General features: G+C 71.8%; 14 protein-coding genes and 1 pseudogene. 7 read left to right on the top strand and 8 right to left on the bottom strand.

Annotated features, from left to right (window positions below):
* The 3 genes and pseudogenes from M878_RS79850 to M878_RS79840 all read left to right on the top strand — a co-directional run.
* A pseudogene (locus M878_RS79850) lies at positions 1-292 on the top strand (RpiR family transcriptional regulator); the annotation flags it as partial.
* A gap of 387 nt (positions 293-679) precedes the next feature.
* A complete protein-coding gene (locus M878_RS79845) occupies positions 680-1,192 on the top strand; it encodes a DUF11 domain-containing protein (RefSeq protein WP_023551225.1) in 513 nt (170 codons plus the stop codon).
* 405 nt (positions 1,193-1,597) lie between these two features.
* Positions 1,598-2,176, top strand: coding sequence for a hypothetical protein (locus M878_RS79840; protein ID WP_023551224.1), 579 nt, complete (start codon positions 1,598-1,600; stop codon positions 2,174-2,176).
* Between the two features lie 122 nt (positions 2,177-2,298).
* Here the strand turns inward: M878_RS79840 and M878_RS79835 are convergent, their stop codons facing one another.
* Complete coding sequence (locus M878_RS79835) at positions 2,299-3,006, bottom strand: hypothetical protein (RefSeq protein ID WP_023551223.1); 708 nt, start codon at positions 3,004-3,006, stop codon at positions 2,299-2,301.
* Positions 3,007-3,338: 332 nt separating this feature from the next.
* Between M878_RS79835 and M878_RS79830 the strand changes: the two genes are divergently transcribed.
* Complete coding sequence (locus M878_RS79830) at positions 3,339-4,028, top strand: twin-arginine translocation signal domain-containing protein (RefSeq protein ID WP_023551222.1); 690 nt, start codon at positions 3,339-3,341, stop codon at positions 4,026-4,028.
* Positions 4,029-4,134: 106 nt separating this feature from the next.
* Here M878_RS79830 and M878_RS79825 read toward each other — a convergent pair whose 3' ends face one another.
* From M878_RS79825 to M878_RS92515, 3 genes are all read right to left on the bottom strand, one after another.
* Entirely contained in the window at positions 4,135-5,451 is a 1,317-nt protein-coding gene (locus M878_RS79825) for an ABC1 kinase family protein (protein WP_023551221.1), read from the bottom strand.
* A gap of 94 nt (positions 5,452-5,545) precedes the next feature.
* The gene (gene tatC, locus M878_RS79820) at positions 5,546-6,433 is read right to left on the bottom strand and encodes a twin-arginine translocase subunit TatC (RefSeq protein WP_023551220.1); all 888 of its coding nucleotides are present in this window, start codon (positions 6,431-6,433) and stop codon (positions 5,546-5,548) included.
* Positions 6,434-6,466: 33 nt separating this feature from the next.
* Entirely contained in the window at positions 6,467-7,030 is a 564-nt protein-coding gene (locus tag M878_RS92515; protein ID WP_023551219.1) for a twin-arginine translocase TatA/TatE family subunit, read from the bottom strand.
* Between the two features lie 230 nt (positions 7,031-7,260).
* Here M878_RS92515 and M878_RS79815 point away from each other — a divergent pair, with 230 nt between their 5' ends.
* The 3 genes from M878_RS79815 (at position 7,261) to M878_RS79805 (ending at position 9,919) form a co-directional block, all read left to right on the top strand.
* The gene (locus M878_RS79815) at positions 7,261-8,325 is read left to right on the top strand and encodes a cobalamin-independent methionine synthase II family protein (RefSeq protein ID WP_023551218.1); all 1,065 of its coding nucleotides are present in this window, start codon (positions 7,261-7,263) and stop codon (positions 8,323-8,325) included.
* A 162-nt stretch (positions 8,326-8,487) separates the two neighbouring features.
* Positions 8,488-9,210 (top strand): twin-arginine translocation signal domain-containing protein, encoded by a 723-nt coding sequence (locus M878_RS79810; protein WP_158692811.1) that lies wholly within the window; start codon positions 8,488-8,490, stop codon positions 9,208-9,210.
* A 157-nt stretch (positions 9,211-9,367) separates the two neighbouring features.
* A complete protein-coding gene (locus tag M878_RS79805) occupies positions 9,368-9,919 on the top strand; it encodes a carboxymuconolactone decarboxylase family protein (protein WP_023551216.1) in 552 nt (183 codons plus the stop codon).
* A gap of 16 nt (positions 9,920-9,935) precedes the next feature.
* Here M878_RS79805 and M878_RS79800 read toward each other — a convergent pair whose 3' ends face one another.
* The 4 genes from M878_RS79800 to M878_RS49320 form a co-directional block, all read right to left on the bottom strand.
* Complete coding sequence (locus tag M878_RS79800; protein WP_023551215.1) at positions 9,936-10,733, bottom strand: alpha/beta fold hydrolase; 798 nt, start codon at positions 10,731-10,733, stop codon at positions 9,936-9,938.
* 134 nt (positions 10,734-10,867) lie between these two features.
* Positions 10,868-11,566, bottom strand: a complete 699-nt coding sequence (locus M878_RS92510) for an NADPH-dependent F420 reductase (protein WP_023551214.1) — start codon at positions 11,564-11,566, stop codon at positions 10,868-10,870.
* Complete coding sequence (locus tag M878_RS49325; protein ID WP_023551213.1) at positions 11,559-11,951, bottom strand: acyl-CoA thioesterase; 393 nt, start codon at positions 11,949-11,951, stop codon at positions 11,559-11,561. Before M878_RS49325 ends, M878_RS92510 begins: the two co-directional genes overlap by 8 nt.
* Positions 11,938-15,087 carry an SDR family NAD(P)-dependent oxidoreductase gene (locus tag M878_RS49320; RefSeq protein ID WP_209445570.1) on the bottom strand — a complete coding sequence of 1,050 codons (3,150 nt, stop codon included), beginning with the start codon at positions 15,085-15,087 and terminating at the stop codon, positions 11,938-11,940. The genes M878_RS49325 and M878_RS49320 overlap by 14 nt, the downstream gene beginning before the upstream one ends.
* Positions 15,088-15,564: the final 477 nt, after the last annotated feature.

The raw sequence follows: 15,564 nt of genomic DNA, 5'->3' as shown, positions 1-15,564 counted from the left end.
GATGGCGGGAGCGGCGGCGGTCCACCTGCCCAACGGCTTCTTCGCCCAGGCGGGCGGCTACGAGTACGCGGCAACCCTGGGCCTCGCAGCCGCAGGCCTGGCCATCACCGGCCCCGGCCGGCTCTCCCTCGACCACGCCCTGAGCCACGTCTTCGACCGCGGCTGGATGGTCCCGGCGGCCCTGGGGGTGACGGCGGCGGCCACGGCCGCGGTGATCGGCGCGCGGAACTGCCGGGTACGGGCGAAGACGGAGGGAAAACAGGAGGCACTGTTCGAGGAGTTCGAGGACTAGCCGCAGCCACGGGCGCCCATGCCACCGTGATCGTGTGTACGTCCGGAGCGTGAACGCGGGGTCGGAGTGCCTCAACCACCTCGCGAGCGAGACAATCGACGGCTTCTCACGCGGCTGTTGCTCGGGTAGCGGAGGGATGACTCCCACAGTCGCGAGCGCAGGCTCCCAGAGGTCGGGCTCTTCGGGATCCAGCCACGGCCTTGGAGGGCTGCCGACCGCTCGGTTCTCCAGACCCAGGCGGCCCTATGGGCTGTTTGAGTGGTCCTCCGGTTGACGGCATGTGCTGGGGGACGGGGTCGGGCAGTGCCCGTATGCAACGTCACTGTCCGTGACAGTCCAGCCCCGTTCTAGAGGAGAGCACCGGTGCCTCGGATCCGAGTCTCGATCGTGTCTCACGTCGTTTTGGCCGTCGCGGTGTGTGCGGCTGGAGCGGCGCGGGCCGCCGCCGACCAGCTGCAGGCCCGACCGCGCACCACGACCGTACGGACGGGGTCCCAGCGTGCTCTCGCCCCCTCCCGCTCGGATCTGGCCGTCGTCTCCGTCAACAACGGCGGCGCAAAGCCCGGCGGCACGACCACGCTGCGCGGACTCGTCGCCGACCTCGGCCCGGACGCGACGGCTTCCCCCGTCACCGTCACCGTCACGGTGCCCAGCGGCGCCTCGGCCGTCGGGCCGTTCTTCCCTCCGTCCTGCACAGCCAACGCCAGCGGAAGCAGGATCGTGTGCACGTTCCCCCCAGGGCTTGGCTCGCTGAAGACTGCCACCGTGCAGATCCCCGTCCGAGTCCATGCCGGCGTCGCGCACGGGTCCGTTCTGAAGGGCGGCACGGTGACCGTGAGCAGCCCTGATGACACGAACACCGGCAACAACACCGCGTCCTACGCCATTCGCGTGAGATGACGGTGATCCGCCCCGGATCCCTGCTCGCCATCCTGTCGATCCGCCATCGTGTCGGCCTACGGCGTCGTCCGCGTCACCGACAAAGACGCCTCCGGCAGCCCGGCCACCATCGATCTCTGAACCCTTTTCATCCTGGCTCTGAGGGGTGAAAGCGCTGGTCCGTGTGGATGTCGGCGGTGGCCGTCTTCGAGGGCACCTGGAGGACGGCCACCAGGTGGTACGGCGTCAGTGGCACACGGTGCCCTCGCGTGCGCGTGGCGATCAGGTGAGCCTTCGGCATGTCGGTGCGCGGGACGGAGGGAAGCGGCCGAGGGAGGGATGAGTATCCGATCCCACGGGGGCGCACCGTGCACACGGCCGCCGCCTCGAAGACCGACACCCGACAGAAGCGAGGGAGAAGCACAGATGATGACCTATGTACGGCAGTGGGGGGCCGCGGTCCTGGCGGCGGGCGCCGCGCTCACCCTGGGCAGCGGCCCTGTCCCGGCCACTGCCGCACCAGGCACGCCGCAGCCGTACTGGGGAACTGACAGCCCCCAGCATCCGATCGCCCTCGTCAAGTCGGGCTCGTCCGGCCCTGTGACGTTCGGGATCACGAGGGCGGGGGACCTGCCCTCCCACGTCGACAAGCTGACCTTGACGGTGTACTCACCGGAACTCATGCGACTGGCCGACCCCAAGGTGACCCCGGTCGGCAAAGCGCCTGGAGGGTGGTCCTGCCGGATGTACGACGGGATGACCCCCGTGGAGCACAACGGCAGGCACATGGTCTGCACGGCCCGCTACAGCGGGCCGCCGCCTGCCAAGGAATGGCACTGGAAGGTGAACATCGCGGCTCCCGCAGAGCTGTCGGCAGGCACCAGGAGCGCCAACGGCTGGGCGTCCTTGCGGCTGCACTCCCCCGGCCACGGCTCTGGCACCTGGTGGGACTCGAATGCGATGACCCTGGAAGCCCGTACGCCGGTCGCTGGCGCGACACCCTGACAGCTCGCCTGCCCCGGCACTGCCCGGGCGCAGTCCCTGCTCGATGCACGCCCGAGGCTGCGCGGGTGGCGCGACCCGCGCAGTCCCGGAGCCGGGGCGGCGTGCCCGGACCGGCGTCCCCGTCAGCTCCGGGGGTTCCGGGGGTTCCGGTGATTCCCGTGGCCTGCCGCGGCGTTGACGGTGGTCCGCCGCGCCACCTTGCCGGCTCGCGGCTTGCCGGGAGTCCTGACCTTCAGGGACATGGTCGTCCAGACGGCCTTCCCGTGGTAGCTGAAGTGGAGCACGGCTCCCTGGTTGTAGGGGGTGCGGGACAGCGTGGTTCCAGCCCGTGTGCCGGGCACGACCTTCATCTTCAGCTGCCAGGTGGCCGTTCCGCCCGCGCGGGCGACCCGCCCGTGACGGTCGGAGAAGCAGCGCAGAATCGTGCTCTCGTACGGAACACCCCGCCGGTACGCGTCACCCTTGCAGGCCCATCCGCCCAGCGCCCCGTGGAGCGGGGTCAGCCTGGTGTCCGTGAAGCGGGTGCCGTAGGGGGCCCAGATCTCCATGTACATGCGCGCATCGTTGCGCGCGCTCTTCCTGTCGGTGTTCTTGAGCTGGATCCTCGCCCAGCCCGTATGCCCGGGTTTGATGACCACGGGCCGCTTCTGCGGATGGTCGACCAGCGTCGCATGCGGTTTCCCAGCGGCCACCGCCGGGTTCGCGCCCATGGTCGCCGCCGTGCCCACCAGTACGACCGCCGCGCACCACCTGCCGACCCGGCGGGCCCCGCTTCGGCGCACCGAACGGCCGGCTCCCGTGGTCCCGGCCGGTTCCTGCCCATCCGTCATGACGAACGGCCTTTCCGTTGCCCTGGGCGGGCCGTCGCGGCTCCGGCCCTTCGACCCGACTACATATGGTTCACCATCAAACATATCAAACATGCTTATAGACAAGTAAAGCAGACATGACGGCGCGTCATGCGATGCACGGTCTCATGCCACCAGAACAGAAGGGCCCCAATCGAAGCAAATAAGTGAGTTTTGATGGTTCGTCACATTTACGCGGTATACGTGACTCGGCGCAACCGTAATGAACCGGACATGCGCGACGCGGGGTGGCGGTGGCCGTCTGGACGGTCCAGATGCCGCCCATTCACCGGAGAGAAAGGAAGAACAGTCGGATGACTGAGTCTGCAGAGATCAACGGCAGCGGCAGCGACCGCCGCGGGTTCATGAAGGGGGCGGCGGTCACCGCCGCGGCGGTCGGCGCCGGAGCTCTCGTGCCGGGTACCGCCCAGGCGGCGGAGGCGGAGCGCGCTGCCTTGCAGCCCGCGTTCCCGTTCGCGCTGCCGCCCGTGGGCGTGGACATCCCGTGTAGCTGCTACGCCTCCAACGTCCCTCTACAGCTCAATACCGGGGTCGTCAACCTCGACTTCAAGGGCGGCATCGACGTCTGCGTCCGTACGAGCAACGAGAGCGGTCTCGTCATTGAGGTCATCGGCCACAAGGTGGTCGCGGACACTCCCACCCAGACGGTCACCATCGAGCAATCGGACACCACGATCACCCCGCTGAGCCTGCTGCAGATGAACCCCGGCAACCCGACGGCGATCCCCCCGGTCCCGCCCTTCCCGGAGATGATCATCAAGCTGCTCTTCAAGCTCACGGTCGCCCCGAAGGACGGCAGCCCGCCGCTGGTCCTGTCCACCGACCCGAACCACCCCGCCACGCTGAGCTCGGGCCTGCTCAAGGCGTTCCCGCCCGCCAACCAGGGGTACACGCTCGGCGGAAACGTGCCGCTCCTCGACCAGAACGGCAACCAGGCCGGCATGCTGCAGGGCTTCCCGGTCACGGTCAACCAGAGCGCCTGAGAACCGGGAACGGCGAACCGCGCCCCGCCACCTGGCCGGCGGAGGGGTGCGGTTCGCCGTTCCCGCGCGGGCGGCTCACCGCCGCGGCCCCGGGGGGTGCGCCGCTTCAGGCTGCCGGCCGGAAAGCCTCACCGAACACGGCCTTCATCAGATATGGCCCGGCCTCCTTCTGGAAGTCCATCTGCGGGGCGAAGGCCCGTACGGTGCCCTCCAGCACCAGCAGGGACAACAGGGGAAACACGAACTCCGGCGCGGCGTACAGGTCGTGGCGACGCTGGATGTCGAACAGCGAGGCACCGAACGACACCAGGTCGAAGTCCCCTGCGGACACCCCGCTGTTCTCCCGTACCAGCGCGGCGAGTTCGCGTGTGAAGCCGTCCGTGTCGGCGCTCGGCCCGGGGGTCGCCGTCTTCAGGACGATCTGGGCGCAGGCCTCCCCGTCCCCCACGGACATCTGCAGGAAGAACCAGGCGAACGCGGCGCGTGTCCGCTCGTCCAGGCGCACGGTGAAACCGGCGTCCACCAGCACCACCTCGCCGTTCGGCAGGAAGTAGAGGTTGCCGGGGTGCAGGTCGCAGTGGACCAGCCCGTCGATGAAGAGCATCCGGTAGATCCCGTGCAGCGTCGACCGCACCGCCCGCTCGCGGACCTCCTCCGGGAACTCGTGAGGTTCGCGGCGTCGTAGGCCCTCCACGAACTCCATGACCAGAACGCCGTCGTGGCTCAGTTCCCGGTGCACCGCGGGCACCCGGAGACCGGACTCCTGCGCCAGGTTCTCCTGGAACTCCTCCAGGAGGCGCGCCTCCCGCAGGAAGTCCAGCTGGCCGTGGACCGCCTGTGCCATCTGGTCGACGACGGCGACGGCCGGGAGACCGCGCATCCGGGGCAGCCGAGCCACCAGCCGGGTACCCCTGCGCATGAGTTCCAGGTCCAGCGCCAGCTGCCGGGCGACCTCGGGGCGCCGCAGCTTCACCGCGATCCTCCGACCGTCGGGGGCGGTCGCACGGTAGACGCAGGCGATGCTGCCGGCGGCGACCGGGCGGGCGATCCCGTCGGTCCCCCGGTCCAGTACAAGGCCGGTGTCCCGCAGTTCGCCGGCCACGGCCGTCAGCGGCACAGGCCGGACGCCGTCATGCAGGCGGGCGAGCGCGGCGCACACGCGCGGCGGCAGTACGTCCACCCGGGTGGCCAGCAGCTGGGCGGTCTTGACGAAGGCGGGTCCGAGCCGGGTGACCAGGTCCACCAGCCAGCGGTCCCGGCGGGTACGGAGGTCGCGGCGCAGGATCCCGACCGCCGTCTGCCGGGCGAGTGCCGCGCCGCCGCGCAGCAGGAGCAGCAGGAGGACCGCCGCGCGCCCGACGAGCGCTCGGCGCGGGACGGTGGCGACCGGGTCCGCGTGCGGCCGGACGGTGTCGGCGTTCATCGATGACTCCGAAAGGACGTTGAGATGGCTCTGATGGTTCTGAGACGGCTCCGGGACGACTCCGGGATGACTCCTTGGCGGGCGCGGCGGCGTGTCAGTCCCCGCTTCCCACCGGAACCTCGATCTGCGACGGCGTCAGGTCGATCGACGACGCCTCGTCGGGCGAGAGCGCCGCCGATGCCGCCCTGCGCGTGCGCGCCCGGTCGCGCCAGACGATCACGGACAGCGACACGGCGAACAGGGCGGTCATCGGCACCGCGAGGACCATCATGGTGAGCGGGTCGCCCGTGGGGGTGGCCAGCGCCGAGAACACGAAGATCAGCATGACGAGGGTCCGCCAGCGGGCCAGCAGGCTCCGGGCGCTCACGACACCCGCGAAGTTGAGCAGCACCAGCAGCAGCGGCATCTCGAAGGAGATGCCGAACACCAGGATCATCCTGATGAAGAACTCCAGGAACTGATCGCCCTGGAGAAAGTTGCTGAAGGAACCCGGCGTGAACCCGAGCAGGATCTGCAAGGCCTTCGGGAACACCCAGTAGGCCAGCCCTGCCCCGGACAGGAACAGCGGTACGGCGGCGGCGACGAACCCGAGCGTGTAGCGCTTCTCGTGGCGGTGCAGCCCCGGCGCCGCGAACGCCCACAGCTGGTACGACCAGAACGGGCTGGAGATCACCACTCCCGCGGCCAGGGCCACCTTGAAGGTGAAGGTCAGCGGGGTCATCACGCCCTGCATCACCATCAGCCCGTTGGGGCAGGCGGAGGTCGCGGGCGCGATCCCGTGCAGACCAGGGAGGTGGCAGCTGGGACCCGTCAGTTCGGTGATCAGCCAGGGGTGCAGATACCAGCCGGCCACCGTGCCGAGGAACACGAAGAGCAGGGCCTTCGCCAAGCGGTTCCGAAGCTCGCGCAGATGCTCACGCAGAGGCATCCGGCCGCCCGGGGCGGCCGGGGGCCGAAGTTTGTCGAGTCGGTTCGTGTCCACGGGGTCGGAACTCCTCATGCGTGAGCGACGAGATCAGCGGTCGTGAATCCGTACGCCCTCGCCGCGCTCAGGCACGGATGCCTGCGCAGCGGACGCCTGGACAGCGGGTGCCTGTGACACCGGTGCGCCCTCCGCGGACGCCTGTGACGCTTCCTCGGCGGGCTTCTGTGACACCGCGTCCGCCGAGGTGTCCCGCGACGGCGACGAGGTCCGCTCCCGCGGGATGGGTGCGCTGAACGGGTCAGCCCCCTCGTCCATGCCCATCTCGGCGGCCGAGGGGAACGGCACGTGCTCCGGCCAGCCCTCGGGCTTCGGGCCCGACTGCCACTGCGGCTTCGGCGGGTCCCAGGGCCTGTCGTCCTCCAGCAGGTGCTTCGCGACGAACGCCCGCGGGTTGAGGTCGCGCAGGCGCAGATCCTGGTACTCGGGACCCAGCTCCCGCCGTACCCCGTCGGTGGCGCCGCGCAGCGCCGTACGCAGCCTGCGCAGGCCACGAGCCGCCTCCCCGACGGCCTTGGGCAGCCTGTCGGGGCCGTAGAGGAACATCGCGATCAGAGCGAGAGCGACCAGGGTGAACGGGCTCAGGTTGAACACCATCGCTCCAAGAGGTACGGCGAGGTCGCTGGATCGGGCGAATACATATCATGAGTGCATTTCACACCACATATCATGACAAACAGGGGGCGTGCAGCCGGGGATTCACTCGTTCGCCCATGGCGTTGCCGGGTCAACTAGGCGCCTGGACGGGCATCCCGATCCGGTGAACTCGCGGGGGCCTTCGCGCCCCGCGGCTTGTCGGGAGGCATGGGGCTTCCTATGGTCCGCCCATGAGCATCCCTACGGAGCCGATCGGCAGCATCCCCCGCCCCCGCGCCCTGCAGCAGGCTGTCGGTGAGCACGCCCAAGGCCGGTTGACCGACAAGGAACTGACGGAGCTTCAGGAGCAGGCGTCGGCGGACACGCTCGCCCGCCTCGAACAGCTGGGCTGCCCCGTCCTCGTCGACGGCGAGCAGGCCAAGCCCAGCTTCGCCACCTACCCGATCGCGGGCCTGGCCACCCTCGCCCCGGACGGCGTCACCATCCCGTTCGCCGACGGCCACACCCGGCAGCTGCCGCATCTGACCGAGGGGCCGTTCCGCTACCAGGTCCGCGCCGAGTCGTATCTGCGCGACGCCCGGCGGCACACCGACCTCCCTCTCAAACAGGCGGTCATCGCGCCCTCGGCGCTCAGCCTGCTCTACCCGGCCGAGTCCATCGCGGGCTACTCCCGCGAGGCGTTCCTGAGGGACCTGGCCGACGAGGCGGAGGCCGACATCCGCGGCTGCCTGGAGGCGGGCGCGCACGTGGTCCAGCTCGACTTCACCGAGGGCCGCCTCTCGCTCAAGCTGGATCCGAGCGGCGCGATTCTCGACGACTTCATCGCGCTCAACAACGAGGTGCTCGGCCGGTTCGGCGAGGCGGAGCGGGCCCGCCTCGGGGTGCACACCTGCCCCGGCGGCGACCACGACTCCACCCACAGCCTGGACGTCGACTACGCCGGACTGCTGCCCAAGCTCTTCCAGCTGAAGGCGGGCAACTTCTACGTCCAGCTGGCCAGCGAGGCCGACCCCGAGCGGGTCCTTCGCATCATCGCCGGCCAACTGCGCCCCGGCATCCGGGTGTTCGTCGGTGTGACCGATCCCATCGGCACGACGGTGGAGACCCCCGAGGAGGTACGCGACCGGGTGCTGCTCGCCGCCCGCCACATCCCGGTGGACCAGCTGGGCACCTGCGACGACTGCGGCTTCTCGCCGTTCGCCGACGACACGTCCACCTCGCGCGACCTGGCCTTCGCCAAGATCGAGGCACGTGTACGGGGAACCGCCCTGGCCGCCGAGGCGCTGGGCGTCTGACCGGACGTGCGGCAGGCCGGCCGCGCACCACCGCACCGCACGTCCACGGGGCGGGCGGTGCGGTCGGCGGTCCCGTCACGCTTCCTCCGGTCGGGCGGAATGATCGCCACGCCGGCGCCGGTACGGGGATCTGCCGTATATCCGCCCCTTAGATTCGGCAGCATGAGTTCACTTGATCAGGCATCTGCCGACCGTCGCGGCTTCCTCACCGCCACCGGGGCCGCCGCGCTCGCGGCGGGTGTCTGGTGGGCGGCCCCCTCGAAGTCGTATGCGGCGACGTATGCGGCCGATTCCTCGCTGCCGCGCGCTGGGCAGGAGATCCGGTGCGCCAGCACGGCACGCGGGGTGGTGCTGCGCACCCTTGCCGGATCGGGCACCGTCGACATCGACTGCGCGATCCGGCTGCGTGTCGAGGCCGATCCGGGCGACCACTCAGGCAGGTCGTGGCGGCTGCGGGTGCTGGAGCACCGGATGCAGGGCGACAGCGCCCGGTTCGGCCGGATCACCATCACCGAGGAAGCCGACCCCCGCTCGCTGCCGCCCAGCACCCTGCGCCTGGCCGATGCCAAGGCGCCGCGCTATGAGCTGCGCCTGGTCTGTCCCAGCCTCACCGTCGAGGTCGAACGCGCGCTACCGGGCCTCCTGGACCGGATCGGCCCCCGCCTCCTGGGCCTGGGCTCCGCCCCGTCCACCGCCGGGTCGGTCACCCTCACCACCACCGAACCGCTGGTCCTGGAGAACGACAACCTCACGAGCTGGGAGCTGCACCGCCATACCCTGGCCTCGCGGCAACCGGTGGGCCTGGCACTCACCGGCATGCCGGGGGTGACCGTCGCCACCATCGAGCCGTTCACCGTGCTGGCCGAGCACTCCGAGCACTCCTGACGCGAGCGCCGCCCTCCCCCGGCGGAGGGCGTGTTTCGGCCGTGCCGCGGGCGAGCAGGATGACGGTCTGTCAGAACTCTGGCAGCCGGTGCCGTCGCGGTGGCGTGGGGGCCCGTAGCGAGGCGGCGGAAACGGTAACCGACTGAAGGAGCCCCGTATGCCGCACATCGAGCTGGGCAACGACCTGCCCGGGATCGTGTCGCTGTTCGCTTTCCGGCCCGAGACGGCCGCACCGCTGAGCGAGCTGGCCGAGGTCCTGCTGCGCGGGCCCAGCGCCCTGAGCCGGGGCGAGCGGGAACTGATCGCCGCCCGGGTCTCCCACCTCAACAGCTGCCGCTTCTGCACCGACAGCCACGCCGCGTTCGCCGCTGTCCAGCTGGACCAGGGCATGCCCCTGGTCGACCAGGTCCGCGCCGACCCGGCCACAGCGCCCGTCTCCGACAAGCTCAAGGCTCTGCTCGCCGTGGCCGACGCGGTCCAGGAGAGCGGCCGCGCGGTCACCGACGAGCACATCAAGACCGCCCGCGTCGCCGGGGCGACGGACACGGAGATCCATGACACCGTGCTGATCGCGGCGGCGTTCTGCATGTTCAACCGCTACGTCGACGGCCTGGCCACCACCGCCCCCGACCAGGCGGCCGCGTACACCGAGATGGCCCGTCACATCACCGCCCACGGCTACCGCGACGCCGTTCCCCTCCAGCCCTGACGCCCCCGCGACACCGTTACGTACCGTCCTCCGCCCAGAACGCCGTCAGAGTTCCGGCGAGGGCATCGGGGTTGTCGTGGTGCGGCAGATGTCCGGCCCCAGGGACGACACCGTGGCGCGCACCGAGTCGCCGGGCCAGTTCCGCGGTGCGGTCCACCGGGACCAGCGGGTCCTCCGCGCCGCCCACCACCAGCATCCGGATGCCTTCGGCGCGCAGTCCGGTGACGAGATCCGGTCCGGCGGTGGCCGAAGCCAGGTGCTCGAGGCTCATCGGGTGGCTGCGGGCCAGCCGCTGCCGGATCACGGCACGGCGCTCGTCGGCCATGGTGCCGCCGCGGTGCTGCCGCGCCATCAGCAGCTCCCAGTCGGCGGGCTCCGCGTCACCGGCCGTCATGGGCCCGCCCCAGCAGGGGGCGACGAGAGTGAGACTGAGGTACGTCGACGGTGTGAACCTCTCCCGGGAGCGGGCCTGCAGCACGGCGGTGGCCGCCACGAGGGCGCCGGCACCGTGGCCGACGAGGTGCACAGGCTTACGGGCGCACACCGCCGTCATCGCGACGGCCAGGTCGGTGGCCAGCGCGCCGATACCGTACGCGGCGGGGTCGTCAAGGCCAGGGGTCTCGTTCTGGCCGCGCAGATCCACCGCGAAGAGCCGGCGTCCCGCCTCGACCAGGCGGTGCATCAGCGGAAGGAAGTCCTCCTTGGCGCCCCCCGCTCCGGACACCAGCGCCACTCTGCTGCCGTTCCAGTGAGGGCCGGACGGACCCGGACGGCGGATCTCGACGCCCGCGAGCGGACCATGCGGAGCGGGCATCAGCAACGGGACGAGCGTCCTCCCGTCTGCTTCCTTTGCTCCCTTTGCTTCCTTGCAATCAGAATCGAGCGTTCCGTACATGGGTGCCCTCCTTCAGGCTGCCGACGGATCGATGACTCACGTCCAGTGACGGTTCAGGGGCGCAGGATCCGGCATCCGACCAAGCCGGTACGCCCCGACTGCGCGTCGATGTGGCACAGCAGTTGGGCCAAGTGCTCCAGCCAGCGGGCATGCGTGAGGGGTCCCGCCGGCACGGCCTCGAAGCCCAGCGCTTCCACCCAGGCGCAGACCAGTCGCTGCGCCGACGGATCGTCCACGGCGACGGGTACGCTCGGCCGGCGCCACTCCGCCGAGGGCACCGACCCAAGCCGTCCGAGGGCCTTGGCCGAGACCGTGTTCAGCGCCTTCGCCACGCGCGTCCGGGGCAGGCGGCGGGCCAGCAGCTCCGCCTCGCTCGGCCCCCAGGGCCCGCGCGGTGCAGGCATGTCACCCCGGGGCATCACGGGGTTGGACAGCTCCAGCACCACCTTGCCGGCCAGGACCGGTTCCAACTGCTCCGCCAGCTGCCGCAGTGGCTCGCCCGGCGGCACCGCGAGCACCACCAGCTCGGCCGCCGCCGCGGCCTTTCCGGGCGCCAGCTGCACCACCTCCGGCGGCACACCGGGCCGTCTGCGGCGGTGCTCGCGGACCCCGGCCAGCACCTCGAGGCCCTGCCGCAGCGCGGCGCGCAGCAGAGCGGACCCTATGCGTCCGCACCCCACCACGGCGGTGCAGGCAGGCAGCGGCAAGGCCGCGGAGACGGCGCAACCGGGGCGGGAGTCCGGTTCAGACACTCCGGGCCACCGCCAGGACGGGTTCCCGCTCGTAGGGGCGCAGCGCCTCGGCGAACTCCTCGGGCACGTCCACCGGCTCCATCCCCTCCGCGGTGCGCCGCATACAGGCGATGGTCTGCTCTCCCCGAGCCACCAGCTGAGCCGTCCTGCCCTGCACCCGGTAGTAGTCGAAGACCATGGTGACCTGGTTCGACTCGCGCGCGCCGAGCGACATCCGGACCTCCACCTCCTCGGCGGCGTACAGCTCGGCGAGGAAGTCACAGCGGCTGGAGACGGTGACCATGGCGAAGTCCTCGCGCAGGGCTCGGAGCACTCCCGGTGCCCGCTCGGCCAGGAAGCGCTCGCGGCAATGCCCCTGCCACAGGAAGTAGTTACTGAAGTACACGTTCCCAACGAGGTTCGTCTCTTCCAGCATCACCAGATGCCGGTGGTTGTACGTCGTGCGCTGCCACATGTGTGCCTCCCGCTCCTGTCATCACGGCCACGGCGATCACCGGGCCCGACACCTCGCCGGTGCCCGACACGTCGCCGACGTACGGCTCCGGTTCCGGCGCGCCCTCGGGGGCCAGCCGGTCCGGGACCACCGCGGTCGCGATGAGCGAACGCCCGCTGCGGAAGCGGACCCAGCCGTCCTCGAAGATCCCGTCCACGGTCACGGGCGCGGTGGGGCCGCACCCCGCCTTGCTGCCGCACTCGGCCACTGTCCACAGCCGTGCCGCGATGGCGTGGTCCGGTTCGTCCAGCGCCAGGCGCAGCTTCCTCCACAGGCCCTCGTACGGGGCGCCGAGCGCCGAGCGCACCCCGTCCGCCTCGGCGGGGGTGATCCGCTGCCAGTCCACGGCGACACCGGCCGGCGCGGTGGCGACCAGGGTCAGCGGACCACAGTGGCTGCGCGAGGTGCCGTACGGTGGCCGCACCGGAGGGACGGTGCGTTCTCGCGGTCCGCGCGACTCGATGCCGAGTGTCAGGGCGGGGTCCAGGCCGAGCGCGAGCGCGCCCCGTTCCAGGTGCACCGCTAGCAGCGGCCTGCTCCAGCGCTCCCGGCGCGGCAGCCGGCCCACGTCCAGCAGCCGCAGCCGACGCCAGCGGACCAGGACCCGGCCGCCCTCGTTCACGGCCTCGACGTCCCATTCGTACGCACCCCCCTCGGACCTGAGCTCCCGGGCATGCACCGTGACGGCACCGTCCGCACCGGCCGAGCCCTGTTCCGTGCCCTCTTCAACGGCCTGGAACTCCTCGCAGCCCACGGGCAGCAGCCGCCGGCCCGGGACACAGGCCTGCAGCGCGTGGATGATCGCGTCATTGCGCCCGGGGCTGCCGAGGAGCAGGCCCTGGGCCAGTCCCTGGGCGAACCAGCCCGCCTCCACGGCCGGGCCCAGCCGGGCCCTGACCTGCCGGGCTCGCAGGGCGTTCAGCCGCTCGACCAGCCGGAAGCGGCCGGTGTGGAAGTAGAGCGGCCCGTAGAGGTCCGCGGCCGGGACCTCGGGGTCGTCGCCGGTCACCGGCGGCAGGGACGGCGCGTCGCCCATCGGCTCCGTATCGCCGTCGTCGTCCGGATCGCCGTCGCCGTCCGGCAGCGGGAACACGGCGCGGAAGTGGTCCGCCCGGAACGCCGTCTCGTCGCTGCGCAGGGCCACGGTGACGGCGCCGCCCTCGGCGAGCGCGCACAGCCGCAGGGTGCGCGCGGCGCCGGCCGCCGACGTGACGGGCCGGTCGAACGTCACCTCGCGGCAGCGGCGCAGCGGCCGGCCCGCCAATACGGAGGCGGCCTGGGCCATCGCCTCCAGACCGACGACGGCGGGCAGCACCGGCAGCCCGTCGACGCGATGGTCGCTCAGATACGGGTCGGTGGCCTCGGTCATCGCGTTGTCCACGACGAGTTCCACGCCCGGGTAGTGGACGCGCGGACGCGTCAGGAACCGGGCCGCGGGGCCGAACGCGTCCGCGGGCAGCGGGCGCGGTGGCAGTCCCATGCGCCCGTGCACGGTCACCGCCGTGGGCAGGCCCGGAGCGGCGGCCAGCCGCAGCAACAGGTCCAGGCCCTGCTCGACGGGGATCGGCGTGACGTCGCTGCGGGCCAACTGGTCCAGCACGCCGAGCCGTTCCCCCATGCCCACGCCGGCCCACACTGACCAGTCGAGCACCAGGGTGCGACATCCGGGCAGGTCACGGGCCTCGTCCTGGAGCATCTGGCGCAGTCGGCCGTTGGCGAGCGCGTAGTGGCACTCGCCCGCCAGCCCGTAGCGGCCGATCACCGAGCCGAATCCGATCAGCAGACGCAGCCGGCCGCGGTCCACCGCGGCCAGCAGATGGGCCAGACCCGTTGTCTTCGGTGCCAGGTGCGTTCGTACGTCGGTTTCGGTGAGGTCGTCGAAGCGCTGCGGCTGGTTGATCCCGGCCGCGTGCAGCACAGCGGTGACCGGGCCCAGTTCGCGCTCCACCTCGGCGACCGCGTGCGCGGTGGCGCGCGGGTCGGTGATGTCCGCCCGCTGATAGCGGACCGTGGCGCCGAGTTCGGCGAGCCGTTCCAGGTTCCGCCGCAGCGCCGCGTCCCGAGCCGGATCGCCGCGGCCGAGCAGGGCGAGCGAGACACCCGTCGTACGGGCGAAGGCGGCGGCCGCCTCGAAGCCCAGGCCCTTGCCGCCGCCGCTGACCAGCAGCACGTCCCCCGGGCCGAGCACCGGTTCGGCTACGGCGTCCGGTTCGGGGAGAGGCATGGCGACCGGCTCGGCACAGGTGCCGTCTTCGAGCACCACGAGTTCCCGCAGCACCCCGGGCTCGGCCCCCGCGAAGGCCGAGACGGCCGCCAGGCCCGCCTCGGTCGGCGGGACCCGGAGCAGGGTGATGCCGAGCCGCGGGTGTTCCTGGTGCAGACTGCCCGCGAAGCCGGACAGGCCCGAACCATGCGTGACCAGGACGAGCCGGCCGCCACCGGCGATGGCCGAGCGGGCCGCGCCGAGGAGCCCGGCGAGCCCTTCCGGCGACTCCGCGTCGGGAACGTACAGCAGTTCGGCCTGGCCCGTCGGCTCGTCGGCCGCCGGCCGGAAGGCAACGGGCGCCACTCCCCGAGGTGCCGCGACGGTGACCCGGCCCGGGCGGTCGGCTGGGTCCGGGGCGGGCGGCGCTACGGGACGCAGTTCCTCGGTGAAGCAGCGGATCCAGGGCGCGACCCCCGGGGCGATCGCGTCCGGCCCGTCGCCGCTGCCGGCTCCGGGGAGCGCGCGCACCACCTCGATGATCTCGGCGAGCGACGCGTCCGCCATGGTCAGCGGCGCGGCCGGGGGCTCACGGCCCGCCGCGCGGGCGGCCTCGGCGACCAGCTGGGTGACCTTCAGCGACGACAGATGGAGATCGCTGAGCAGACGCTGGTCCGGCGTGAGCGCCGCCGGCTCGAACTCCGTGGCCTGGGCGACCGAGCGCAGCACGATGCCGGCGACGTCCTCGTCGGAGGGGTGGACGTCGGGCTCGTCGGGCCTGGCGGCAGTGAACGGCCCAGCGGCAACGGGCTGTTCGGTGGGCACGGTCCGCTCGGCAGCCCGGACCGGTGCGGCCTGCCCGGCAGGCACGGACGCCAACGGCCGGGCGGGGACCACCTGTTCGCTCGGTGCGACCGACCCGGTGGACGCGCTCCCTTCGACAGGTCCGACCGGTACGGCCTGCCCGGCGGCCACGGAGCCGGACGGCCTGCCGGACGCGAACGACCGGGCGGGTACGGCTCGTTCACCCGGTGCGGCCGACCCAGCGGATCCAGCGGATCCAGCCCCCTCGGCAGGTCCGGCCGGTGCGGCCCCTGCGGCCGGTGAGAAGCCCGGACCGGATGCGGGCCGGGCGCAGGGGTTGCTGATGAACACTCGCTCCCGCCACGGGTCCACGGGACGGCTCTCGCGGCCCTCGAACAGCGCCTCCGCCGAGGCGAGCGCGCCGCAGGCGAAGAGCGCGGCCGCCGTCTGCGCGCGCGGCCCCGGCTCCGCCGCCCCGACGTCCAGGGACACCGTGGG

This window comes from Streptomyces roseochromogenus subsp. oscitans DS 12.976, from assembly GCF_000497445.1.
GTDB lineage: Bacteria > Actinomycetota > Actinomycetes > Streptomycetales > Streptomycetaceae > Streptomyces > Streptomyces oscitans.
Note: the sequence above shows the minus strand (reverse complement) of the source record. Positions and strands in the feature narration are given on the sequence as shown.